Raw genomic sequence first — 24,425 nt, 5'->3', positions numbered from 1 at the left:
CATGGCCGACGTGACCGCCCCCAAGCTCTCGGCTTCGCTCGAGCAGGGGGGACCCCCACCCAAGCTCTCGGCTTCGCTCGAGCAGGGGGGACCCCCAGAGACCGCGCTGCACGGCGCCGGCCTGCGCCTGGGCTACGGCGACCGCATCGTCGCCGACGACCTCGACCTGGAGATCCCGGCCGGAAAGATCACCGCCCTGGTCGGCCCCAACGCCTGCGGCAAGTCCACCGCCCTGCGCGCGCTGGCCCGGCTGCTCAAGCCGGCCGCCGGAACCGTCCGCCTGGACGGGGAGGACGTCGCCACGATGTCCGCCCGCGACTTCGCACTGCGCCTCGCGCTGCTGCCGCAGTCGCCCAGCGCGCCGGAGGGCATCACCGTACGGGACCTGGTCTCCCGCGGCCGGACCCCGCACCAGCGCTGGTGGCGGCAGTGGTCCTCGTCCGACGAGGAGGCGGTGGACGCGGCCCTGGCGGCGACCGGCTGCGCGGAGCTGGCGCAGCGCTCCATCGACGAGCTGTCCGGCGGCCAGCGCCAGCGGGTCTGGATCGCGATGGCACTGGCCCAGGACACCCCGGTCCTGCTGCTCGACGAGCCCACCACGTACCTGGACCTCGCCCACCAGGTCGACGTCCTCGAACTGGTCGCGGAGCTCAACCGCGCGGACGGCCGGACCGTGGTGATGGTGCTGCACGAGCTGAACCTGGCCTGCCGGTACGCCGACCATCTCGTCGCCATGCGCGACGGCCGGGTCGTCGCGGCCGGCCCGCCCACCGACATCGTCGTGCCCGACCTGGTCCAGGAGGTGTTCGGGCTCCGCGCCCAGGTGATCAGCTGCCCGGTCGCGGGCACGCCGGTGGTCATCCCGGAGGGCGGCCGGCGCACGGAGCGGGTCTGACGGGAGACGCGTTTGCCGGGCGGGGCGGCGGGCAGCCGCGCAGGCAAGGGGGACGTCCGCCGCGCGAGGGATGTCCGCCGCAACGGGGATGTTCGCCGCATGGAGGTTGTCCGCCGCGCGGAGGTGTCCGTCGCGCGGAGGGTGTCCGCCGCATGGAGGTTGTCCGCCGCGCGGAGGTGTCCGCCGCGCGCGGGATGTCCGCCGCACCGCACCCATCGGCCTCTGGGGGCTGTCATGGAACTCGGCTTCCTCGCACCGCTCTTCCTCCGGCTGGGGCCCTGGGCCTCGGTCTACATCGACACCACGCGCGCGACCGAGGACGCGCGGAAGATCCAGGAACTCCGGGAGCGCTCGGTCGCGGCCCAGCTCATCGACGCGGGCGCCGACGGCTACACCACCCGGGCCGTGATCGGCCGGCTCTCCCACGAGCCGGCCGCCGGAGCCCCGCCCGGGCGGGCGGTCTTCGCCGCGGGCGCCGAGGTGGTGCTCGACGTGCCCCTCGCGGTCAGCCCGCCCGGGGCGGTGGCGACCTGGTCGGTACTGCCGCACGTCGCGCCGCTCGCGCTGTACCTCGGCGAGGAGCCGGCCTGCCTGGTGGCGTACATCGACCGCACCGGCGCGGACCTGGAGCTGTACGACAGCGCGCGTCGTGAGCTGCTGGGCCAGGCGCAGGGCCGGGAGTGGCAGGGCCGCGGGCACCGCAGCATCCCCGAGGACCGGTACGAGTGGCACTACCGGCACCGGGTGGAGAACGCCTGGGACGCGACCGCGGACGTGATCGCGGCCGAGATCGACCGGGCCTGGCCGGAGAGCGGCGCGGATCTGCTGATCCTGACCGGCGACTCGCGCGAGCGCCGGGCCGTCCTGGAGCGGCTGCCCGAGCGACTGCGGGATGCGGCCGTCGAGATCGCGGGCAGCAGGGCGCCGGGCGGTTCCCGGGATGCTCTGGACCAGCAGATCGCCGAGGCGCGCCAGAGGTTCGCGCGCAACCGGCTGGACCAGGCCCTGGAGCGCTTCCACCGGGGCCGCGGCAGGCCGGGCGAGCACCGGGTCTCCACCGTGGACACCGGTCCGGGCGAGGCCGCCGAGGGCATGCCGGCCGTCGTGGACGCGGCGCGCAACCACCAGGTGGCCACCCTGCTCCTCGCCCCGGACGCCGCCGACGCGGGACGCGAGCTGTGGATCGGGCCCGGCCCGGACGACGTGGCGGTCCGCCGCGACGAGGCCCGCGCCCTGGGCGTCGACCGCCCCGAACGGGCCCGGGCCGACGACGCACTGCTCCGCTCGGCCGCAGCGGCCGGCGGCGAGGTCCTCCTAGTCCCGGAGGGCGTCCAGGGCCCGGCGGGCGGCCTCGGGGCGGTCCTGCGCTGGGCGATCTGAGGGTGCCGGCGGGGGTGGAGCATGGCGGTGCCGCGACCGACCGAGGTCAGGCCGTCGGCACCGCGGCGGCGCGGGTGAGTTCGCGTCGGGCGCGCAGGAAGGGGCGGGGGCGGTCGACGGCTAGGACGGCGGTGGTCGTGCCGGCGCGCTCGTAGCGGCACAGGAAGCTGCCCTCCTCCGGTGAGCCCTCGACGATCCGGACGGTGTCCCCGTCCCGGCGGCGGCCGGCGAACTGGATGCGCGCGCCGTACTGGTCGGACCAGAAGTACGGTGCGGGGCGGACGTGTTCGACGGTGCGACCGGCCAGCAGGTTGCGCACGGCGACGGCGGGCTGCTCGGTCGCGCTGGTCCAGTGCTCCGCGCGCACCCCGCAGACCCGCGCGACGTCGCCGACGGCGACGACCTGCGGGAGCGCCGTGGCGCAGCCGTCGTCGCAGAGCACGCCGTCGGCGACGAGCAGGGTGGAGCCGGCCAGCCAGCCGGTGTTCGGGACGGCCCCGATGCCGACGACGACCACGTCGGCGGGGAGCAGCCGGCCGTCGGCCAGTTCGACGGCGGTGACGGCGGCCCGGCCGTGCAGCCCGGCCACGCAGGCGCCGGTGATCAGCTCGACGCCGCCGCGCCGGTGCAGGGCGGCGCAGAACACGGCCATCTCGGGGCCGAGTTGGGGTACGAGCGGCAGCGGCGCGGCCTCGACGACGGTGACCTGGTGGCCGAGTGCGGCGCAGGAGGACGCGGTCTCGGCGCCGATGAACCCGCCGCCGATGACGACGACCCGGCGAGCCTGCCCGCCGAGCGCGTCGCGCAGGGCGCGGGCGTCGTCCAGGGTGCGCAGGGTGTGCACGCCGGCCAGGCCGTCGCTGCCGGGCAGCGGGCGGGCCCGTGCGCCGGTCGCGACGACCAGGCCGTCGGTGGCGACGGTGCGGCCGTCGTTTAGGAGGAGCGTGCGGCCGCGCGCGTCGAGGCCGCGGGCGCGGGTGCCGAGCAGCCACTCCGCGGCGAGCTCGGTCTCCTCCTCGGCGTCGGCGAGGGCGAGGTCCGCCTCGGGCGTCGCGCCGGTGAGGAAGCCCTTGGACAACGGGGGCCGGTCGTACGGGCGGTGGGGCTCGTCGCCCACGATCACCAGCCGCCCGTCGAAGCCCTGGGCGCGCAGCGCGCGGGCCGCGTAAAGCCCGGCGAGGGACGCGCCGACGATGGTCACGGTCCTCATGCGGCGCTGCCCTCCTGCGCGGTGGGGCGGACGTGGACGACGCCGTCGACCACGACCACGTCGTGGGTGCGCACGGGGCGCCGGGCGGGCAGGCAGGTGGGCTGCCCGGTACGAATGTCGAATGCGGCGGCGTGCAGCGGGCATTCGACCAGACAGCCTTCGAGCCAGCCCTCCGAGAGCGAGGCGTCCTGATGGCTGCACGTGTCGTCGATGGCGTACAGGGCGCCGTCGGCGTTGAACACCGCGATCGGCGGGCTGGTGTCGATGCGGACGGATTCGCCCACGGGGAGGTCTTCAAGGCGGCAGACGGGAATCACGGGCCCCCCTCGGTCCAGGACTCTTGGGTAACATGGCGTTGCGTATCGCGCATGAGGGAGCGCTATGCGCAACAGAATCCGGGCGGGCGCTCATCGCGTCAAGGGCTTCCAGAACATCCCCGCCCGACGAACCGCACGATGGCGAGAGTTGAGCTATGACCCGCGACCAGTCAGTGGCCGACAGCACGACGGCCGCGAAGTCCCCCCGCACGAGAGAAACCACCAGGAAGAGCGCGAAGGCCGAACCGGCCGAAGAGACGCACGAGCGGGCCTCCAAGGGAGGCGCGGGCGCGATCCAGTCGGTGGACCGCGCGGTGAGCGTCCTGGAGATCCTCGCGCGGCTCGGCGAGGCCGGAGTGACCGAGATCGCCGACGAGTTGGAGGTGCACAAGTCCACCGCCTTCCGGCTGCTCGGCGTCCTGGAGAACCGCGGCCTGGTCTCCCAGGCGCAGGACCGCGGCAAGTACTTCCTGGGCGCCGGCGTGCTGCGCCTGGCCGGGGCGGCGGCGGTGCGCCTGGACATCTCCCAGGAGGCCGTGCCGGTCTGCCGCGAACTCGCCGACGAGCTGGGCGAGACGGTCAACATCGCAGTCCTGGACGACAACGCCGCGGTCAACATCATGCAGGCCCGCGGCTCCGCCTCGGTCACCGCGCAGAACTGGCTGGGCCGGCGCACCCCGCTGCACGCCACCTCCAGCGGCAAGGTGCTGCTCGCGCATCTGCCGATGACGCTGCGCGAGGGGCTGCTCGCCCGCGCGCTGCCCCGGTTCACCGAGCACACCGTGACCAGCGCGGGGATGCTGCGCGCCGAGCTGGACGCGACGTGCGCGCAGGGCTTCGCGATCGCGGCGGAGGAACTGGAGCTGGGACTGCACGCGGTGGCCGCACCGGTCCGTGCGCACGACGGCCGGGTGATCGGGGCGCTCAGCGTCTCCGGTCCTGCGTACCGCCTTGAGCGGGACCGGCTGCCGGAGCTGGCCGCGCGCACGGTGCTCGCGGCCGCGGAGCTGTCCCGCCGCATGGGGTACGGCTTCTAGCGACGCCGCCGAGCAGCACTGCCCCTGACGACGCGGGGCCGGGGACACCCGGCCCCGCGTCGTCGTACGTCCGGGGGCGTCGCGCGTCCGGGGCGTCGTACGTCCGGGACGTCGCGCGCCCGGGGGCGTCCTACGTCCGCGGCTTCGCACGTCTGGGACGCATGTGTCCGGGGCGTTTCCCCGCCCCGACGGGTTTTGCGACGCGTTAACTCCGCCCTCTTGACGGTCCGTTGTCGGCGTTCCCACTATGTTCCCCATCGCGCAACCCATCGTGCAATGCGCAACAACCGGAGGAGCCATCGTGCCGCATGAGGTCCGTGCCGTCGTTGCCGCTGAGAAGGGCGCCCCTGTGGAGGTGGTGACGATCGTCGTGCCCGATCCCGGACCCGGCGAGGTGCTCGTCTCCGTACAGGCCTGCGGTGTCTGCCACACCGATCTGCACTACCGGGAAGGGGCGATCAACGACGAGTTCCCGTTCCTCCTCGGCCACGAGGCCGCCGGCACCGTCGAGTCCGTGGGCGACGGCGTCACCGACCTGTCCCCGGGCGACTACGTCGTCCTCGCCTGGCGCGCCCCCTGCGGGACCTGCCGGTCGTGCCGGCGCGGCCGCCCCTGGTACTGCTTCGACTCCCGCAACGCCGTCCAGCCGATGACCCTGCTCGACGGCACCCCGCTGACGCCCGCGCTCGGCATCGGCGCGTTCGCCGAGAAGACCCTGGTCGCCGCCGGGCAGGCGGTGAAGGTGGACCCGGCCGCGCGGCCCGAGGCGGCCGGCCTCATCGGCTGCGGCGTGATGGCCGGTACGGCGCCGCCGTGAACACGGGCCGGGTCGGCAACGGCGACACGGTCGCCGTCATCGGCTGCGGCGGCGTCGGCAACGCGGCCATCGCCGGGGCCTGTCTGAACGGGGCCCGCAAGGTCATCGCCGTCGACATCGACGACCAGAAGCTCGACCTGGCCGAGAAGTTCGGTGCCACGCACACGGTCAACTCCCGCGGCACGGACCCCGTCGAGGCCGTGCGCGCGCTCACCGACGGATTCGGCGTGGACCTCGCCATCGACGCGGTCGGCCGCCCGGAGACGTACAAGCAGGCGTTCTACATGCGCGACCACGCGGGCACGTTGGTCCAAGTGGGCGTCCCCGACCCGGAGATGAGAATCGACCTGCCGCTGATCGACCTGTTCTCGCGGGGCGGGGCGCTCAAGTCCTCCTGGTACGGGGACTGTCTGCCGAGCCGCGACTTCCCGATCCTCATCGACCAGTACCTGTACGGCCTGCTCGACCTCAACTCCTTCGTCAGCGAGACGATCTCCCTGGACCAGGTCGAGGCCGCCTTCGCCAAGATGCACCGAGGAGAGGTCCTGCGCTCGGTGGTGGTCCTGTGACGACCGCTCCCGCGTCCCCGCCCCGCGTCGTGGTCATCGGCGCCGGGATCGTCGGCTGCTCGCTCGCCGACGAGCTGACCGCACGGGGCTGGACCGACGTCACCGTCCTCGACCAGGGCCCACTGCCCGCCCCGGGCGGCTCCACCTCACACGCGCCCGGCCTGGTCTTCCGCACCAGCCCGTCGAAGACGCTCAGCGCGTTCGCCGGGTACACCATCGAGAAGTTCGGCGCCCTGGAGGTCGACGGGCTGCCCTGCTTCAACCCCGTCGGCGGCCTGGAACTCGCCACCACCGAGGAGCGCTGGGCCGAGCTGCACCGCAGGGCCGGGTACGCCGCGTCCTGGGGCATCCGCGGCGAGCTGGTCTCCCCCGAGCGCTGCAAGGAGCTCTGGCCGCTGCTCGACACCCGCAAGGTCCTCGGCGGCTTCCACACCCCGGACGACGGCCTGGCCCGCGCCGTCCTCGCCTGCCGCGCCCAGATGGCGCGCGCAGAGGCGCGCGGCGCCCGCTTCCTGGGGCGGCACACCGTCACCGGCATCGAGCGGGACGGCGGCCGCGTCACCGGCGTCATCACCGACCAGGGGACGTTCCCCGCCGACCACGTCGTGTCGGCGGCCGGCTTCTGGGGCCCGGTGATCGGCCGCATGGCGGGCGTCGACGTCCCGCTGCTGCCACTGGCGCACCAGTACGCGAAGACCAATCCACTGCCCGAGCTCGCCGGGGTCGACGACCCGCGGACGGAGGCGTCCCGGCCGATCCTGCGGTTCCAGGACCGCGACCTGTACTTCCGCGAGCACATCGACCGGATCGGCATCGGCAGCTACGCCCACCGGCCGCTGCCCGTCGACCCGTTCACCGTCCCGGCGTACGACGAGGCTCCGGTCATGCCGTCCTCGTACCCCTTCACCCCCGAGGACTTCGCGCCGAGTTGGGAGGACTGCCGGTGGCTGCTCCCCGCGCTCGCGGGCGACGCGGTGGAGATCGAGGAGGGCTTCAACGGGGTCTTCTCCTTCACCCCCGACGGCATGCCCCTGCTCGGCGAGTCCCGTGAGCTGCGCGGCTTCTGGCTGGCCGAGGCGGTGTGGGTGACGCACTCCGCGGGCGTCGCGAAGGCGGTCGCCGAGTGGATGGTCGACGGCCGGCCGACGACCGATGTGCACGAGTGCGACCTGACCCGGTTCGAGGACGCGCAGCGTTCCCCCGCGTACGTCGCCGAGCGCGGCGCCCAGCAGTTCGTCGAGGTGTACGACGTGCTGCACCCGCTGCAGCCCATGGAGACGCCCAGGCCCCTGCGGGTCGGCCCGTTCCACGCGCGCCAGCAGGAACTGGGGGCGGTCTTCCTGGAGGGCGGCGGCTGGGAGCGCCCGCACTGGTACGAGGCGAACGCGCCGCTCGCACAGGAGACCGAACTGCCGGAGCGGGACGCCTGGTCGGCCCGCTTCTGGTCGCCGATCGCCGCCGCCGAGGCGCGGGCGACCCGGGAGAAGGTCGCCCTGTACGACATGACGCCGCTGCGCCGCCTTGAGGTCACCGGGCCCGGGGCGCTCGCCTTCCTGCAGCGGATGACCACCAACAACCTCGCGAAGAAGCCGGGCGCGGTCACGTACACCCTGCTCCTCGACGAGTCCGGCGGCATCCGCTCCGATCTGACCGTGGCGCGACTGGCCGCGGACCGGTTCCAGATCGGCGCCAACTCGCTGGCCGACGAGGACTGGCTGCTGCGGCACGCCCCGGACGGGGGAGTGACGATCCGCGACATCACCGCCGGGACCTGCTGCATCGGCGTGTGGGGGCCGCTCGCCCGGGACCTGGTGCAGCCGCTCACCCGGGACGACTTCTCGCACCAGGGCTTCGGCTACTTCCGGGCCAGGCAGACGTACCTCGGCCATGTGCCGGTCACGGCGATGCGGCTGAGCTATGTCGGCGAGCTGGGCTGGGAGTTGTACACGAGCGCCGACCTGGGGCTGCGGCTCTGGGACACGCTCTGGGAGGCCGGGCGGGAGCTCGGCGTGATCGCCGCCGGCCGATCGGCGTTCAACAGCCTGCGCCTGGAGAAGGGGTACCGCTCCTGGGGCCACGACATGACCGCCGAGCACACCCCGTACGAGGCCGGCCTCGGCTTCGCCGTCCGGATGGACAAGGGCGACTTCGTGGGGCGCGCGGCGCTGGAGCGGGCCGGGGAGCCGCGCCGCAAGCTGACCGCACTGCTGCTCGACGACCCGGCGGCCGTGGTGCTCGGCAAGGAGCCGGTGTTCGTCGACGGCCTGCCCGCCGGGTACGTGACCAGCGCGTCGTACGGCTACACGCTGGGGCGCTGCGTGGCGTACGCGTGGCTGCCGCCGCTGCCCTCGGGCACGCCGGTCCATGTCGAGTACATCGGCGAGAAGGTTCCGGCGACGGTCGCCGACGAGCCCCTGTTCGATCCGGAGATGCACCGAATCCGCCGCTGAACGCCAGCCAGGGAGGACCTTTCCGTGTCACCCACCTATGACGTCATCGTGGTCGGCCTGGGCGGGATGGGCAGCGCCGCCGCCTGTCATCTGTCCGCGCGCGGGGCGCGCGTGCTGGGCCTGGAGAAGTTCGGTCCGGTGCACAGCCGCGGCTCCAGTCACGGCGGTTCGCGGATCACCCGGCAGTCCTACTTCGAGGACCCGGCGTACGTGCCGCTGCTGCTGCGCGCGTACGAGCTGTACGAAACGCTGGAGCGGGACACCGGCCGGGACGTCGCGACGCTGTGCGGCGGCGTGATGGTCGGCCGCCCGGAGTCCCGGACGGTCGCGGGCTCGCTGCGCTCGGCGCAGCAGTGGGACCTGCCGCACGAGATGCTGGACGCCAAGGAGCTCCGCCGCCGCTTCCCGACGCTCACTCCCGCCGACGACGAGGTGGCGCTGTACGAGGCCCGGGCCGGCCTGCTCCGCCCGGAGAACACGGTCGCCGCCCATCTCCAGCTCGCCACGCAGTCGGGCGCGGAGCTGCACTTCGAGGAACCCATGCTGCGCTGGGAGCCGTACCGCGACGGAGTCCGGGTGCACACCGCGGAGAACACGTACACGGCCGGTCAGCTGGTGATCTGCCCCGGCGCGTGGGCGCCGCAGCTGCTCACGGATCTCGGAGTGCCGTTCACGATCGAGCGGCAGGTCATGTACTGGTTCCAGCCGGACGGCGGCACCGAGCCGTTCCGGCCCGAGAACCATCCGATCTACATCTGGGAGGACGCGGACGACGTCCAGATCTACGGGTTCCCGGCGATCGACGGGCCCGAGCTGGGGGCGAAGGTCGCGTTCTTCCGCAGGGGCGTGCCGTGCACCCCGGAGACCATCGACCGGACCGTGCGGGAGGAGGAGGTCGCGGCGATGTCGGGCCAGATGTCGCGCTTCATCCCGTCGCTGCCGGGGCGCTTCCTGAAGGCCGCCACCTGTATGTACTCCAACACGCCCGACGAGCACTTCGTGATCGCGCGCCATCCCGAGCACCCGGAGTCGGTGACCGTGGCCTGCGGGTTCTCCGGGCACGGCTTCAAGTTCGTGCCCGTCGTCGGCGAGATCGTCGCCGATCTGGCGCTGACCGGATCCACCGCGCACCCCATCGAGCTGTTCGACCCGCGGCGGCTGTCCGCCGCGTCCGCCTGAGGAGCCCGCCGTGACGACGACCCCCGTCTCCCCGAGTCTGATCAGCACGCTGCCCGGCCACTACTACACCGACCCGGAGATCTTCCGTCTGGAGCAGGAGCGGCTCTTCGAGTCGATGTGGTTCTGCGCCGTGCGCAGCGCCGACCTCGACAAGCCGGGCGCGTTCCGCACCGTGCAGGTGGGCCGGGAGAGCGTGCTGGTCACCCGCAACCGGGCGGGCGAGCTACGCGCCTTCCTCAACATCTGCCGGCACCGCGGCGCGCGGCTGTGCACCGAGGAGTCCGGTGAGGCGCGGCGCTCCCTGCAGTGCCCGTACCACGCCTGGACGTACGACTTCGACGGCCGGCTGATCGCCGCGCCGAATCTCGTGAAGATGCCGGACGTCGACCGCACGGCATACGGCCTGGTCACGGTGGCGCTGCGGGAGTGGCTGGGCTACGCCTGGGTGTGCCTGGCCGACGAGCCGCCGTCGTTCGAGGAGACGGTGATCGGCGCGGCTGTGGAGCGGCTCGGCGACGCCGCGTCCATCGAGCGGTACCGCACCGAGGACCTGGCGCTCGGCCGGCGGATCACCTACGACGTGAAGGCCAACTGGAAGCTGATCGTCGAGAACTTCATGGAGTGCTACCACTGCGCGACGATCCACCCCGAACTCACCGAGGTGCTCCCGGAGTTCGCGGACGGGTACGCGGCGCAGTACTACGTGGGGCACGGCGCGGAGTTCGGCGAGGCGATCAAGGGCTTCACGGTCGACGGCAGCGAGGGCTTCGACCGGCTGCCGGAGGTCGCGGACGAGCAGGACCGCCGCTACTACGCGATCACCGTCAAGCCGACGGTCTTCATCAACCTGGTGCCCGACCACGTGATCCTGCACCGGATGTTCCCGCTGGCCGAGGATCGCACGGTGGTGGAGTGCGACTGGCTGTACGCGCCCGGGGTGGTCGAGTCGGGCGCGGACGTGTCGAAGTCGGTGGAGCTGTTCCACCGGGTGAACGTGCAGGACTTCGACGCCTGCGAGCGCACCCAGCCCGCGATGGCGTCCCGGGCGTACCGATCGGGCGGGGTCCTGGTGCCCACCGAGCACCACATCGAGATCTTCCACGCATGGCTGCTCGACCGGCTGGGCGGCGAACGGGCCGATCACCCCTCCGACCAGGCGTGATGACTGTCACATTCGGCATGGAACGCCGCCATCCGGTGAGGCAACCAGCCGCGAGGGCGCCTGCTGAACGGCGCTGACCAGGAGGAACGAGACATATGCCCGAACTCTTCATCGGTGGAGCGTGGCGGTCCGCGCTCGACGGGCGGACCCGTGAGATCCGCTGTCCCGCCGACAGCAGCCTGGTCGCCGTCGTGGACGAGGCCGGCGGCAAGGACACCGCCGAGGCGATCGCTGCCGCGCGCCGTGCCTTCGACGAGGGCCCGTGGCCCACGACCCCGGCCGCGGACCGCGGCGACCTGCTGCTCCGGGTCGCCGACCTGCTCGTCCGCGACAAGGACGCACTGGCCCGCGCCGAGTCGCTGGACACCGGCAAGCGGCTGGTGGAGAGCGCGTACGACATCGACGACGTCACCGCCTGCTTCCGCTACTTCGGGCGGCTGGCGGCGACCGAGGACGGCCGGGTGATCGACACGGGCTCGGCGACCGCGGACAGCCGGGTGGTGTACGAGCCGGTCGGCGTCTGCGCGCTGATCACGCCCTGGAACTATCCGCTGCTCCAGACGGCCTGGAAGGTCGCCCCGGCGCTCGCCGCGGGCAACTCCTTCGTCCTGAAGCCGAGCGAGCTGACCCCGCACACCGCGATCCATCTGATGCGCCTCCTGGAGGAGGCCGGGCTGCCGCCGGGCGTGGCGAACCTCGTGCTCGGCGCGGGACCCGAGGCGGGCGGCCCGCTCGCCGACCACCCGGACGTGGACCTGCTCTCCTTCACCGGCGGGCTCCAGACGGGCCGGCGGCTGATGGCGGCCGCGGCCGGGACGGTGAAGAAGGTCGCGCTCGAACTGGGCGGCAAGAACCCCAACATCGTCTTCGCCGACGCCGACTTCGAGACCGCCGTCGACATGGCGCTCACCGCGATCTTCCTGCACTCCGGGCAGGTCTGCTCGGCCGGGGCGCGGCTGCTCGTCGAGGACTCCCTGCACGACCGGTTCGTCGACGAGCTGGTGCGCCGGGCGGAACTGATCCCGCTGGGCGGGCCGTTCGACGAGCAGGCCCGGACCGGACCGCTGATCTCGGCGGCCCATCGCGCGAAGGTCGAGGCGTACGTCGCGGCCGGCGTGGCGGAGGGCGCGGTGCTGCGCTGCGGCGGAGTACGGCCCGAGGGGCCGGAGTACGACGACGGCTTCTACTTCCGGCCGACGGTCCTCGACGACTGCCACGCCGGGATGTCGGTGGTGCGGGAGGAGTCCTTCGGCCCGGTGCTGACCGTCGAGCGGTTCCGCGACGGCGACGAGGACCAGGCCGTACGGCTGGCGAACGACACGATCTACGGCCTGGCCGGCGCGGTGTGGACCTCCGACGAGGCCCGGGCGCGCCGGATCGCCGCCCGGCTGCGGCTCGGCACGGTGTGGATCAACGACTACCACCCGTATCTGCCGCAGGCCGAGTGGGGCGGGTTCAAGCAGTCCGGCACCGGACGCGAACTCGGTCCGGCCGGTCTCGCCGAGTACCGCGAGGCCAAGCACATCTGGCGCAACACCGCTCCCGAGCCGCAGGGCTGGTTCGCCTGACGGCCCTGTCCGCCTTCCCGTCCCCCTCGTCCAGGAGACTCCCATGACCACTGCCCCGCCCGGCCCCAGAACGGCCGAAGACGACGCCGAGCTGGCCGAGTTCGGCTACCGCCCGGAGCTCAAGCGCACCCTCGGCAACTTCCACACCTTCGCCGCGGGAATCTCGTACATCTCGATCCTCACCGGCACCTTCCAGCTGTTCTACTTCGGCTACGCCAGCGGCGGGCCGGCGTACTGGTGGTCCTGGCCGCTGGTGTTCGGCGGCCAGTTCATGGTGGCGCTCTGCTTCGCGGAGCTGGCGGCCCGCTATCCGGTGGCCGGCTCGATCTACAACTGGTCGAAGAAGGTGGGCAATCCGCACGTCGGCTGGCTCGCCGGCTGGATGATGCTGCTCGCCTCGGTCGTCTCGATCGCGGCCGTCGCCCTCGCGTACCAGTTGACGCTGCCTCAGATCTCGTCCTTCTTCCAGTTCGTCGGCGACGGCACGGGGAAGTACGACGTGGCGACGAACGCGGTGCTGCTCGCCGCGGTGCTGATCCTGTTCACGACGGTGGTCAACGCCTTCGGCGTGAAGCTGATGGCGCGGATCAACACGGCCGGCGTGTTCCTCGAACTCATCGCCACGGTCGTGCTGATCGTGCTGTTCGCGGTGAACGTGGTGCGCGGCCCGGAGGTCGTCACCGAGACCGCGGGCACCGGCACCGGCCAGCCCTACGGCTACCTCGGCGCCTTCCTGGTGGCCTCGCTGGCCTCCGCGTACGTCATGTACGGCTTCGACACGGCCGCCTCGCTCGGCGAGGAGTCCCTCGACCCGTCGCGCAATGCGCCGCGCGCCATCATCCGGGCCATCGTCGCCTCGTTCGTGCTCGGCGGCCTGGTGCTGCTGCTCGCGCTGATGAGCGTGTCGAGCCTGCGCGGCGACAAGCTGTCCACGGACGGCCTGCAGTACATCGTGCTCGACGTGCTGGGGCCGACGGCCGGCAAGGCGATGCTGTGGTGCGTCCTGATCGCGGTCACCGTGTGCGCGCTGGCCGTGCACACCGCGGCGGTCCGGCTCGCGTTCGCCATGGCGCGGGACAACAACCTGCCGGGCTCGGCGCGGCTTGCGAAGGTCAGCCCCAAGTTCGGCACGCCGATTCTGCCGACCGTGATCATCGGCGTCCTCGCGCTGGGGATCCTGCTGGTGAACATCCGACAGCCGCAGATCTTCACGGTGGTCACCAGCATCGGCATCATCATGATCTACATCGCGTATCTGCTGGTCACCGCCCCGATGCTGGTGGCGCGGCTGCGCGGCAAGTGGCAGCCGGCCGAGGGGAAGTTCTCGCTGGGCCGCTGGGGTCTGCCGGTCAACATCGTGGCCGTGCTGTGGGGCGGCTTCATGACCCTCAACCTCATCTGGCCGCGCGCCGCGGTCTACAACGCGGCCGCCCCCTACCACTGGTACCTGCGCTGGGGCGCGGTGCTGTTCGTCGGCGTGATCGCTGTGGGCGGCTTCGCCTACTACTGGTTCGTCCAGCGCCACCGTACGGGCGTGCTGGCCGAGCACGCGGCCGTCGCGCCGCCGGAGTCCGCAGAACCGAAGGAGGTCACCCACTGATGAGCGAAACGAACGAGCGGAACATGAGCAACGAGCAGAACATGAGCAGCGAACAGAGCGAAGGGTTCGACACCTTCGACTACGTCGTCGTCGGCGGCGGCACGGCAGGCAACGTCGTCGCCGCGCGGCTGAGCGAGGACCCGAGCGTCACCGTGTGCGTCCTGGAGGCCGGGCCGAGCGACGTCGGGAACGACGACGTCATGAAGCTGGAGCGCTGGATGGGCCTCCTGGAGTCCGGCTACGACTGGGACTACCCGGTCGAGCCGCAGGAGAGCGGCAACAGCTTCATGAGGCACGCGCGCGCGAAGGTGCTCGGCGGCTGCTCCTCGCACAACTCGTGCATCGCCTTCTGGGCGCCGGCCGAGGACCTCGACGACTGGGCGGCGGACGGCTGCACCGGCTGGAGCGCGGCGGACCTCTTCCCGCTGTACAAGCGCCTCGAGAACAACGACGCGCCGGGCGAGCACCACGGCCGCACCGGTCCGGTGAAGCTGCGCACGCTCAAGGGCGGCGACCCGTGCGGCACGGCTCTGCTGGAGGCGTGCGCGCAGGCGAACATCCCGACGACGCCCTTCAACACCGGTCGGACCGTGGTGCGCGGGGCCAACTGGTTCCAGATCAACTCGGACGAGAACAACATCCGGCAGTCGTCCTCGGTGGCGTATCTGCACCCGATCATGGGCAAGCGGCCGAACCTGGAGATACGCACCGGGGTGCGCGCGAAGAAGCTGGTGATCGAGGGCGGGCGCTGCGTGGGCGCCCAGTACCTGGACCCGGATCTGGTGCACACCCGGACGGTGCGGGCCCGGCGCGAGGTCGTCGTGTCGTGCGGCTCCATCGACACTCCGAAGCTGTTGATGCTCTCCGGGATCGGCCCGGCGGCGCATCTGCGGGACGTCGGCGTGGACGTGGTCGTCGACGCGGCCGGGGTGGGCGAGAACCTCCAGGACCACCCCGAGGGCGTGATCATGTGGGAGGCGAAGCAGCCCATGACCACCACGTCGAGCCAGTGGTGGGAGGCGGGGATCTTCTACGACACCGAACCGGGCCTGGACCGGCCTGACTTGATGTTCCACTACGGCTCGGTGCCGTTCGACATGAACACGGCCCGGTACGGCTATCCGACCTCGGAGAACGCCTTCTGTCTCACGCCGAACGTGACCCGGGCCCGCTCCCGCGGCACGGTCCGGCTGCGGACCCGCGACTACCGGGACAAGCCGATGGTCGACCCGCGGTACTTCACGCACGAGCACGACGCGCGCGTCATGACCTTCGGGCTCAAGCTGGCCCGCCGCATCGCGGCGCAGCCGGCGCTGTCGGGCTGGACGGGCGCGGAGCTCGCTCCGGGACCGGACGTGCGCACCGACGACGAGCTCCTCGACTACATCCGGCGGACCCACAACACCGTCTACCACCCGGCCTGCACGGTGAAGATGGGCGCGGACGACGACCCGATGGCACCGCTGGACGCCCGGCTGCGGGTCAAGGGCGTGGCGGGGCTGCGGGTCGCGGACGGGTCGGTGATGCCGGATCTGGTCACCGTGAATCCGTGCATCACCACGATGATGATCGGCGAGAAGTGCGCGGACATGCTCCGCGAGGACGCGCGGAAGCTGCACGCAGCCTGACTTCCGCGCTGGCGACGCGCCGACGGCCTCCCGCCGTCGGCGCGTTGCGGCAGCCGGGCGTCAGGCGCCGACGTACTGCGCGAGGTGCTCGCCCGTGAGGGTCGAGCGGGCCGCGACGAGCTCGGCGGGGGTGCCCTCGAAGACGACCTTGCCACCGTCGTGTCCGGCGCCGGGGCCGAGGTCGATGATCCAGTCGGCGTGCGCCATGACCGCCTGGTGGTGCTCGACGACGATGACGGACTTGCCGGAGTCGACCAGCCGGTCCAGCAGGCCGAGCAGCTGCTCGACGTCGGCGAGATGCAGCCCGGCGGTCGGCTCGTCGAGGACGTAGACGCCGCCCTTGTCGGCCATGTGCGTGGCCAGCTTGAGCCGCTGGCGCTCGCCGCCGGACAGGGTGGTGAGCGGCTGGCCGAGGCTGACGTAGCCGAGCCCGACGTCGGCGAGGCGGCCGAGGATGCGCTGCGCCGCCGGGGTGTGCGCCTCGCCGGAGCCGAAGTACTCCTCCGCCTCGGTCACCGGCATCGCGAGCACCTCGCTGATGTCCCGGCCGCCGAGCCGGTACTCGAGCACGGACGCCTGGAAGCGCCGGCCCTCGCAGTCCTCGCAGGTGCTGGAGACGCCGGCCATCATCGCCAGGTCGGTGTAGATGACGCCGGCGCCGTTGCACGTCGGGCAGGCGCCTTCGGAGTTGGCGCTGAACAGCGCCGGCTTGACGCCGTTGGCCTTGGCGAACGCCTTGCGGATCGGCTCCAGCAGCCCGGTGTACGTGGCGGGGTTGCTCCGCCGCGAGCCGCGGATCGGGGTCTGGTCGACCGAGACCACGCCCGCCGAGGCGGGGACCGATCCGTGCACGAGGGAGCTCTTGCCGGAGCCGGCGACGCCGGTGACGACGGTCAGCACGCCGAGCGGGATGTCGACGTCGACCTTGCGCAGGTTGTGCGTCGCCGCGCCGCGGATCTCCAGCGCCCCGGTGGGCGTGCGCACCGTCTCCTTGACGGAGGCCCGGTCGTCGAGATGACGGCCGGTGAGGGTGTCGCCGGCCCGCAGCCCCTCGACGGTGCCCTCGAAGCAGACGGTGCCGCCGCCGGTGCCCGCGCCGGGGCCGAGGTCGACGACGTGGTCGGCGATCGCGATCGTCTCGGGCTTGTGCTCGACGACCAGGACGGTGTTGCCCTTGTCCCGGAGCCGCAGCAGCAGGCCGTTCATCCGCTGGATGTCGTGCGGGTGCAGCCCGATGGTGGGCTCGTCGAAGACGTACGTGACGTCGGTCAGCGAGGAGCCGAGGTGGCGGATCATCTTGACGCGCTGCGCCTCGCCGCCGGAGAGCGTGCCCGACGCCCGGTCCAGGCTCAGGTAGCCGAGGCCGATCTCCACGAACGAGTCGAGGGTCTGCTGGAGGGCGCTGAGCAGCGGCGCGACCGACGGCTCCGTGAGGCCGCGTACCCACTCGGCCAGGTCCCGGATCTCCATCGCACAGGCGTCGGCGATGCTGATCCGCTTGATCTTCGACGCGCGGGCGCCCTCGCTGAGCCGGGTGCCGTCGCACTCGGGGCAGGTGGTGAAGGTGACCGCGCGGTCCACGAACTCCCGGATGTGGGGCTGCATCCCCTCCCGGTCCTTGGCGAGCATCGACTTCTGGATCCGCGGGATCAGACCCTCGTACGTCATGTTGATGCCGGCGATCTTCATGCGGACCGGCTCGTGGTGGAGGAAGTCGTGCAGTTCCCGCTTGGTGTACTTGCGGATCGGCTTGGCGGGGTCGAAGAAGCCCGACTCGCTGTAGAGCCGGTAGTTCCAGCCGCCCGGCTTGTAGCCGGGGATGGTGAGCGCGCCGTCGTCGAGCGACAGGGAGTCGTCGTAGAGCTGGGCGGGGTCGAGGTCGGTGACGGCGCCGCGGCCCTCGCAGCCGTTGCACATGCCGCCGGTGCGGGTGAAGGTCGCCTTCACGGTCTTCTTGTCGCCGCGCTCGACGGTGATCGCGCCGCTGGCCCGGACGGAGGGGACGTTGAAGGCGTACGCGCTGGGCGGGCCGATGTGCGGCTTGCCGAGCCGGCTGAAGAGGATGCGCAGCATGGCGTTGGCGTCGGTGGCCGTGCCGACGGTGGAGCGGGGGTCGCCGCCCATCCGCTGCTGGTCGACGGCGATCGCGGTGGTCAGCCCTTCGAGCACGTCGACCTCGGGCCGGGCGAGGGTCGGCATGAAGCCCTGTACGAAGGCGCTGTAGGTCTCGTTGATCAGCCGCTGTGACTCGGCGGCGATCGTGTCGAAGACGAGCGAGCTCTTGCCCGAGCCGGAGACGCCGGTGAACACCGTCAGGCGGCGCTTCGGGATCTCGATGCTGACGTCCTTGAGGTTGTTCTCGCGCGCGCCGACCACGCGGATCAGATCGTGGCTGTCGGCGTCGTGCGGCGCAGAGGACTGCGTGTCCGCCTTCTTGGGCCTGCTCATCGTGTCTCCATCCCTCGGGCGCGCGACCTGGCCGCCTCCGCGGGCGCCGTCCCCTCCGACGTCGCCTGTGACGGTCACGCTATCCGGGGCCCGAGGGCCGCGCTTCTCGATTCGTGATCTGCCCGGTGACGGTACGGGCGCAATCCCCCGCAAGGGGGACCCCACCCCCTACGAGTGAATCGAACACGGCATCACGGCCGGGGCCGCCGGTGCCGCACCGGCTCCGCCGCTCCATCCGAACTCGCGGTCGATCGTTCGCCCCCGACCGGCCGTGACGGGCTCTTGATCAGCTGCGTTGTCCGGGCGCTCACGCGTTTCCGGACGATCGAGGAGGACCCGTGCGTTCCTTTGCCCTGCCCACTGCGCTTCACCCTGCGTTCGATCCACCTCCTGGTCGCGCCGTGCCGCCCGCGCGTCTCGGGCGCCCGGTTGACGGGGTCGCGGGCGGCTCGCGGGGGAGGTGGGGCGCGTGACGGAGGAGACGAGCGGGGCGGCTGTCCCCGCCCCACGGGGGACCTCCGCGCCGCGGCCCGCGTCGCCGCCGGAGCTGGAGTACAACGGCCGCCGGCATCGCCACGCGATGGAAGGCGCCACGCTGCGGGACATGGCCCGACGCATTCCGACGGCGCTCGCCCAGACCGCCCGGCTTGCCTGGTCGGTCGACCGGGGCATGGTGATCACCGTCCTGGTGTGCCAGCTGCTGTCCGGCGTCGGCACCGCCGTGATGCTCACCGCCGTCGCCCGCGCCATGGGGCCGCTGCTGGCCGCCCCCGACCCGCGCGCCGGCCTCGCGGCGGCCTGGCCGGCGCTCGCTGTGGCGGCTGTCGCCATGGCGACGGGCTCGGGGATGTGGATCCTGGCCGACTGGGCGACCCGTCGGCTGAACCCCCAGGTCGCCTCCGCCGCCGACCTGACCCTGGTCGATCTGCACATGCGGGTCGAGCTCACCGCGTACGACGAGAAGGGCTTCACGGACCGCAGTCGGGCCGCCGAGCACGGGGCGCTGCGCGCCGTCGACCTCGCCGAGGACGCGAAGACGCTCACGAACGGCCTGGTGCAGCTGGTGTCCGCGGCGGCCGTGCTCACGACGCTGCACCCGCTTCTGCTCGGCGTCCTCGTGCTGTCGGTGGTGCCGCGCGGCCTCGGCGGCGTCATCGCCGCGCGGATCGACTACCGGGTCCACGACCGCACCCTCTCCGCGCGCAACGTCCGCGGCATGATGCGCTGGTGGCTGACCACGGCGGAGCTCGCCGACGAGCTGCGCGCCAACACCATGCGGGAGTACCTGCATTCCTGGTACCGCGCGATGTGCGACCGGGTGGAGGGCCGCGAGCTCGAGGGCGCCCGCCCGTACGCGACGGTGACCCTGCTCGCGGCCTCGCTCTCCGGGCTGTTCACCCTGGGGATGTGGGCGTCGCTGGCGGGCCTGGCGCTGGCCGGGGTGCTGAGCACGGCGCTCGCGGGCACGGCGGTCGTGGCCTCGCAGACGGCCGGCCGCGCGCTCAACTCGATCGTCCGGTACGGCGCGGTGATGTTCCACCACGGTCTCTACCTCAGCGACTACTACGCGTTCGTCGACGAGGTCCGCTCCACGGTAGCCGCACGCGGCACGGCGCGGGCGGCGGCGCCGAGCCGAATCCGCCTGGACGCGGCGGGCTTCACGTACCCCGGGAAGGACACCCCGGCACTGCACCCCGTCTCCCTCACCTTCGAGCGCGGCGAGATCGTCGCCCTGGTCGGCGAGAACGGGGCCGGGAAGTCCACCCTGATCCGCATGCTCACCGGACTGACCCTGCCGACCGACGGGACCGTGTACTGGGACGACACCGACCTGGCCGAGGCCGACGCGGAGTCGGTCTGGCGGCAGGTAGGGCTCGTCCCCCAGAAGAACGGCCACTGGCCGCTCGCCGCGAGGGAGAACATCACCCTGGGCCAGCCGAGAGAGCACGCCGACGACAGTGTCTGGGAGGCGGCCGAGCGCGTGGGCATGGCGGAGGCGGTACGCGACCTCCCGCACGGCCTGAACACTCTTCTGGCCCGTTCCGTCTGGGGCGGCCACGAACTGTCGGGCGGCCAGTGGCAGCGCCTCGCCTGCGCCCGCGCGCTGTACCGCGACCCGGCGGTCCTCGTCCTGGACGAACCCACCAGCGAAATGGACGCCCGCGGCGAGCACACCGTCTTCCGCGAGCTGCGTGAGTCCGCGGCGAACCGCATCACGGTGGTCGTCACCCACCGCCTCGACAACGTGAAGATGGCCGACCGCATCGTGGTCCTGGACCAGGGCCGCATCCGCGAACAGGGCACCTTCGAGGCCCTCCTGGCGACAGAGGGCTCCCTCCTGTCCGAGCTGTACGCCCTCTCCCAGGACCGCTGACCCCCGACGAGGGCGCCCCTGCCCGTCGAGTCGACGGGCAGGGGCGCCCCGCGGTGTGGGGCTAGCCCCCGGGTGAACACACCGGGCCGCAGGCGGGACCCGGGGCCGCGTCGCCGAAAGGATTCGGGGTGTCGACACGCGCCCCGGCCTCTCCACGAAAGCGATGGCCCCCATGTCCACCACGCCCAGCCTGCACACCCTGCCGACCCATCGCCCCGCCCGGACAGCCCCGGCGGAGGTCCGCGCCGCCTACAGGCTCTGGATCACCGCCGTCGCGGCCGGCGCCTTCGAGACCGTGCTGGCCATCGGCGGCATGGTCGCCGACGGTACGGCCTCCGCGGGTGAGATCGGCATCGGCCTGGCCGTCCGCCTCACCGTCTTCACCGCTGCCGTCCTCATCGCCATGCGGATGCGGGGCGGCGCCCGCTGGGCCCGGATCGCCCTCGCCATCGGTCTCGGCGTCCTCGGCACCGCCTCCATGGTCGCCGAGCCCCTCGGCAACCTCCTCGACGGCGGGTCGATATCGGCGGCCCTCGACCAATTTGGCGCCCTCGACTGGCTCTTCGGCATCAGCCGGACCGTCCACGTGGCGGCCGTTCTCACCGCTGTAGCCCTGATGTTCCGCCCGGCGGCCAACGTCTACTTCCGCAAGCGCGGCTGAGACGTGCGTCGTCGAGGTCGGACGGTGTCGCGTGCGCCCTACCCCAAGGTGTCCTGGAGGGAGCGGACACGGGGTTTCCAGAGCCAGGCTCCGGTACCGTCCGGGAGACCGGACGCCAGCGTCAGGACGCGCCCGGCGTCCTCGCGGCGGCCCGCGCCGATCAGCGCCGTGGCGTAGTCGTACAGGTCGCGGCACATCTCCTCACGGTGGTCCGGGTCACCGTCGAGGTCCTCGCCGAGCCGCCGCTCGAACAGCAAAATCGCCTCGGTCCACCGCTGCCCGGCCAGCTCGGCTCGGGCTCGGGCGATGGTGATCAGGTCGTCATGGGCGCGGTCGTCGGTGCGGCCGTAGGCGCGCAGCCAGGAGTTCTCCTCGAGCGCGGCCAGTTGGTCGTCCGCCAGCGGCGAGTCATGGGTCGCGACAGCGAGTTCCAGGCGGTGGAAGGTCAGGGTCATGATCCAGCGCTCGCCCTGGGCGTCGGGTCCGAGGCCGCTGAAGTAGGCCTCGGCCTCGTCCAGGAACGCCCGGTACGCCTCGAGCGTCAGCTCGCCGAGGTGGAACTCCAGGCGCCGCAGCGCGGACGTCGTGATGCAGACGCCTTTGGCGTTGCCCCGGCGCTCGTCCACCGCGATGGAGCGGTGGAACCACGAACGCGCCGCCTCGGCATTGCCGAGCAGGAACTCGAGATACCCGAAGTCGTAGAAGATCACCGAGAGGTTGGCGGGCTCCTCGGCGCCGGGGACCTCGGCCGGGACGAGGCGGCGCAGGATCTCGCCCGCCCGTTCCAGGTTGGCCGCGCCGCCCAGGCGGCGGATCCGGGCCGACTCGGCGTGCGCCGCGACCAGGGCGAGCGCCTGCTGACGGTCCGGGGCCGCGTGTTCCCGCAACAGGTCCTCGTCGCCCAGCAGGCTCAGGACGCGTGCGTGCAGCTCCCTGCCGTCGGCGCGGTAACCGAGTGTGTCGCGGAGCTGGTCGTGCGCCTCGAGCGTGATGACGACCCGGGCCAGCCCGCGGGCCAACTCGTCCCGCCGGTCCGGCGCGAGTGCCCAGGCGGCGATGTGGTCGGTGACCAGACTCCCGAGGCCGACCTCGGCGTGCCGTGCCTTCGCCGTCGCGAAGGGCGCCTCCGCCAGCAGGCTCACCAGCGGGTCGAGGGCCTCCGGGACGTCCTCCTCAAGGGCGGCCACCAGGTGTCTGGCCGTGTAGGTCAGCGCGTAGACGTCCTCGCAGGACGCCCAGTCGTGGCCGTACAGGCCGATGAGGCTACGGGCCAGTTCGAGGTGGTTCGCCGAGGGCTGCACACTCCAATACTCCCGTCTGGACGGGGTGGTGAGAAAGTCCGCGAGGCTCCCGTGGCAGAACCGGACGCGGTCGTGGTCGACGCGCAGGATCGGCCCGAGGTCCTCCAGGACGGCCGCGAGGAAGTCCGGGGAGCCGGCGGGAAATCCGAGGTAGCGCGCCAGGATCGGCGGCGACAGCGGGGTGAACGCGACCGCCAGGGTGGCCAGCAGGGGGTGGTAGTAGGCCTGCCAGCGGGCGGCTCCCGCTCTGGTACCGGGGACGCGGCGGCCGGAGGCCCGGCGAGCCTGGCCGACCAGATACTCGTAGAGGTCGTCGAGGCCGTCGGGGAGGCCCTGCGGGTCGAGCAGGTCGGGGACGGTTCTGGCCCAGAGAGCGGCGTACAGGAAGACACTGTCGGCCCTGCGGGCCACCTCGCGGTCGAGTCCGGGGCGTCCGGTGATTCCGGCCCGGGCGAGGACGGACGCGGCGTACTCGGCGATCTCGTCCTCGACCTGCCGACGGTGGTCGTCCAGGCTGATCCGCGCGTAGCGGCCCTGCTGGCGCAGACGGAACTGCTTCAGCGGCGTCGGGCGGGACGTCACCACCACGCGTAAGTTCTTCGGTAACTCCGCGCAGTCGGTCAGCCAGTCGGTGATCGAGTCCTCACCGGCTGTCCAGCCGGTGGCCGCACCGATCTCGTCCAGTCCGTCGATCAGCAGCACGATCACGGCGGACCGGTCGGCCTCGGCCAGCCTCACCGCCGGTTCGATCAGCGCCTGTCTGGTCAAGTCGGCCAGACTGGTCCGTGACAGGTCGTCGATCAGCTCTCCGATCCTGACCGCGATCACCTGCCCGGCCTTCGCCGCCGCCTGCCTCGTCTCGAAGGCCGTCCTGCGGAAGGACGAGACGACGAGCTTCCCGATGTCGACGCCTATCAGGTCATCGGCCTGCTCGACCTCCATGGTCGCGCTCACGGCCAGGTCCAGGTCCATCAGCTCGGGGCTCAGCACCGCGATCTGGTGCCCCACGCGGACCAGGAACGCCCGTGCGTCGCCCGACGACAGCGGCGTGATGCTGTCGCGCCGGATGAAATAGCGGGGGTTGATCCCCGGTTCCCGTGCCAGGGACGCGAGAAAGGTGCTCTTCCCCGTCCCCGCGCCCCCTTCGAGCAGGACGAACCGGATACGCGGATCGTCCAGGAGTCCCTCGACCCGCTCCAGGAGCCAGTCCCGTCGGACGAGGTCCGCGGTCAGGTGTTCGTCCAGAAGATCCTCGAAGAGCAGCTCGCCTCGGCGCATCAGTCGAGCAAGTCGATCTCGACGCCGACCACCTGCCCGTCCACCGACTTCGCCCTGACCTGCGCGTCGATGGTCGCCGATGCCCGCACCTGGTGCAGCCGGACGCCGACTGCCCCGTTCCTGAGGTCCTCGGCATCGACGACGGCCCGGATCCGGTACTTCGACGGCGCCCGCCGCTCGCCCTCGAAGTCGATCTGCCTGTCATGCAGGTGCTCGAGCAGGGTCCGTGCCCGGTCCATCGCCGCCAGCGCGTCCGCGTCCTCCCGCACCTCGGCGGCGGGCCGCGCGACCACGCCGGTCAGCGTCCCGCGCAGTTCCTCGAGTTCGCCCCGCTGCTCCGGCGTCGGCTCGCGGACCACCGGGAATTCGCCGCCGTCCTCGCGTCGCCGGTCCAGCATTCCTCCGACGCGGTCGAGCAGAAACGCGGCAACACTCGGTATCGCCGCCAGGGAGAGGGCGGCCAGTGTGATGGGCTCAGGCATGCCTCACTGATATCGGAGATTCCCTTGGCCTGTAAGGGTTTTCCCGACATCGAGCGTCCGGCCCCGCCT

General features: G+C 72.2%; 16 protein-coding genes and 1 pseudogene. 12 read left to right on the top strand and 5 right to left on the bottom strand.

The window, feature by feature from the left end; all coding sequences use genetic code 11:
- Position 1: 1 nt before the first annotated feature.
- Positions 2–895, top strand: a complete 894-nt coding sequence (locus tag VIU94_RS26840) for an ABC transporter ATP-binding protein (RefSeq protein ID WP_331914928.1) — start codon at positions 2–4, stop codon at positions 893–895.
- A gap of 234 nt (positions 896–1,129) precedes the next feature.
- Complete coding sequence (locus tag VIU94_RS26835) at positions 1,130–2,275, top strand: baeRF2 domain-containing protein (RefSeq protein WP_331914926.1); 1,146 nt, start codon at positions 1,130–1,132, stop codon at positions 2,273–2,275.
- 46 nt (positions 2,276–2,321) lie between these two features.
- Here the strand turns inward: VIU94_RS26835 and VIU94_RS26830 are convergent, their stop codons facing one another.
- Positions 2,322–3,485: an NAD(P)/FAD-dependent oxidoreductase gene (locus VIU94_RS26830; protein WP_331914924.1), complete on the bottom strand. Its 1,164-nt coding sequence runs from the start codon at positions 3,483–3,485 to the stop codon at positions 2,322–2,324.
- Positions 3,482–3,802, bottom strand: coding sequence for a bifunctional 3-phenylpropionate/cinnamic acid dioxygenase ferredoxin subunit (locus VIU94_RS26825; RefSeq protein WP_331914922.1), 321 nt, complete (start codon positions 3,800–3,802; stop codon positions 3,482–3,484). The genes VIU94_RS26830 and VIU94_RS26825 overlap by 4 nt, the downstream gene beginning before the upstream one ends.
- Positions 3,803–4,095: 293 nt before the next feature.
- Between VIU94_RS26825 and VIU94_RS26820 the strand changes: the two genes are divergently transcribed.
- The 8 genes and pseudogenes from VIU94_RS26820 (at position 4,096) to VIU94_RS26785 (ending at position 15,812) form a co-directional block, all read left to right on the top strand.
- The gene (locus VIU94_RS26820; RefSeq protein WP_331914958.1) at positions 4,096–4,839 is read left to right on the top strand and encodes an IclR family transcriptional regulator; all 744 of its coding nucleotides are present in this window, start codon (positions 4,096–4,098) and stop codon (positions 4,837–4,839) included.
- 301 nt (positions 4,840–5,140) lie between these two features.
- Positions 5,141–6,225 (top strand): annotated as a pseudogene (locus tag VIU94_RS26815) (S-(hydroxymethyl)mycothiol dehydrogenase).
- Positions 6,222–8,675, top strand: a complete 2,454-nt coding sequence (locus tag VIU94_RS26810) for a GcvT family protein (RefSeq protein ID WP_331914920.1) — start codon at positions 6,222–6,224, stop codon at positions 8,673–8,675. Before VIU94_RS26815 ends, VIU94_RS26810 begins: the two are co-directional and overlap by 4 nt.
- Positions 8,676–8,699: 24 nt before the next feature.
- Complete coding sequence (solA, locus tag VIU94_RS26805; RefSeq protein WP_331914918.1) at positions 8,700–9,854, top strand: N-methyl-L-tryptophan oxidase; 1,155 nt, start codon at positions 8,700–8,702, stop codon at positions 9,852–9,854.
- A 10-nt stretch (positions 9,855–9,864) separates the two neighbouring features.
- Entirely contained in the window at positions 9,865–11,016 is a 1,152-nt protein-coding gene (locus VIU94_RS26800) for an aromatic ring-hydroxylating oxygenase subunit alpha (RefSeq protein WP_331914916.1), read from the top strand.
- Positions 11,017–11,111: 95 nt separating this feature from the next.
- Positions 11,112–12,584 (top strand): aldehyde dehydrogenase family protein, encoded by a 1,473-nt coding sequence (locus VIU94_RS26795; RefSeq protein ID WP_331914914.1) that lies wholly within the window; start codon positions 11,112–11,114, stop codon positions 12,582–12,584.
- 43 nt (positions 12,585–12,627) lie between these two features.
- A complete protein-coding gene (locus VIU94_RS26790) occupies positions 12,628–14,184 on the top strand; it encodes an APC family permease (protein ID WP_331914912.1) in 1,557 nt (518 codons plus the stop codon).
- 41 nt (positions 14,185–14,225) lie between these two features.
- Positions 14,226–15,812: a GMC family oxidoreductase gene (locus VIU94_RS26785; RefSeq protein WP_331914956.1), complete on the top strand. Its 1,587-nt coding sequence runs from the start codon at positions 14,226–14,228 to the stop codon at positions 15,810–15,812.
- A gap of 60 nt (positions 15,813–15,872) precedes the next feature.
- On the opposite strand, the gene VIU94_RS26780 is transcribed toward VIU94_RS26785, so the two are convergent.
- Positions 15,873–18,260 (bottom strand): ATP-binding cassette domain-containing protein, encoded by a 2,388-nt coding sequence (locus tag VIU94_RS26780; protein WP_331914910.1) that lies wholly within the window; start codon positions 18,258–18,260, stop codon positions 15,873–15,875.
- A 604-nt stretch (positions 18,261–18,864) separates the two neighbouring features.
- Between VIU94_RS26780 and VIU94_RS26775 the strand changes: the two genes are divergently transcribed.
- Positions 18,865–20,634 (top strand): ATP-binding cassette domain-containing protein, encoded by a 1,770-nt coding sequence (locus VIU94_RS26775; RefSeq protein ID WP_331914954.1) that lies wholly within the window; start codon positions 18,865–18,867, stop codon positions 20,632–20,634.
- 172 nt (positions 20,635–20,806) lie between these two features.
- Positions 20,807–21,295 (top strand): hypothetical protein, encoded by a 489-nt coding sequence (locus tag VIU94_RS26770; RefSeq protein WP_331914908.1) that lies wholly within the window; start codon positions 20,807–20,809, stop codon positions 21,293–21,295.
- Positions 21,296–21,333: 38 nt separating this feature from the next.
- On the opposite strand, the gene VIU94_RS26765 is transcribed toward VIU94_RS26770, so the two are convergent.
- Both VIU94_RS26765 and VIU94_RS26760 read right to left on the bottom strand, forming a co-directional pair.
- The gene (locus tag VIU94_RS26765) at positions 21,334–23,874 is read right to left on the bottom strand and encodes an NACHT domain-containing protein (protein WP_331914906.1); all 2,541 of its coding nucleotides are present in this window, start codon (positions 23,872–23,874) and stop codon (positions 21,334–21,336) included.
- The gene (locus tag VIU94_RS26760; RefSeq protein WP_331914904.1) at positions 23,874–24,356 is read right to left on the bottom strand and encodes a hypothetical protein; all 483 of its coding nucleotides are present in this window, start codon (positions 24,354–24,356) and stop codon (positions 23,874–23,876) included. Before VIU94_RS26760 ends, VIU94_RS26765 begins: the two co-directional genes overlap by 1 nt.
- Positions 24,357–24,425 lie beyond the last annotated feature (69 nt).

It is taken from the genome of Streptomyces sp., assembly GCF_036566765.1.
Lineage (GTDB): Bacteria > Actinomycetota > Actinomycetes > Streptomycetales > Streptomycetaceae > Streptomyces.
Note: the sequence above shows the minus strand (reverse complement) of the source record. Positions and strands in the feature narration are given on the sequence as shown.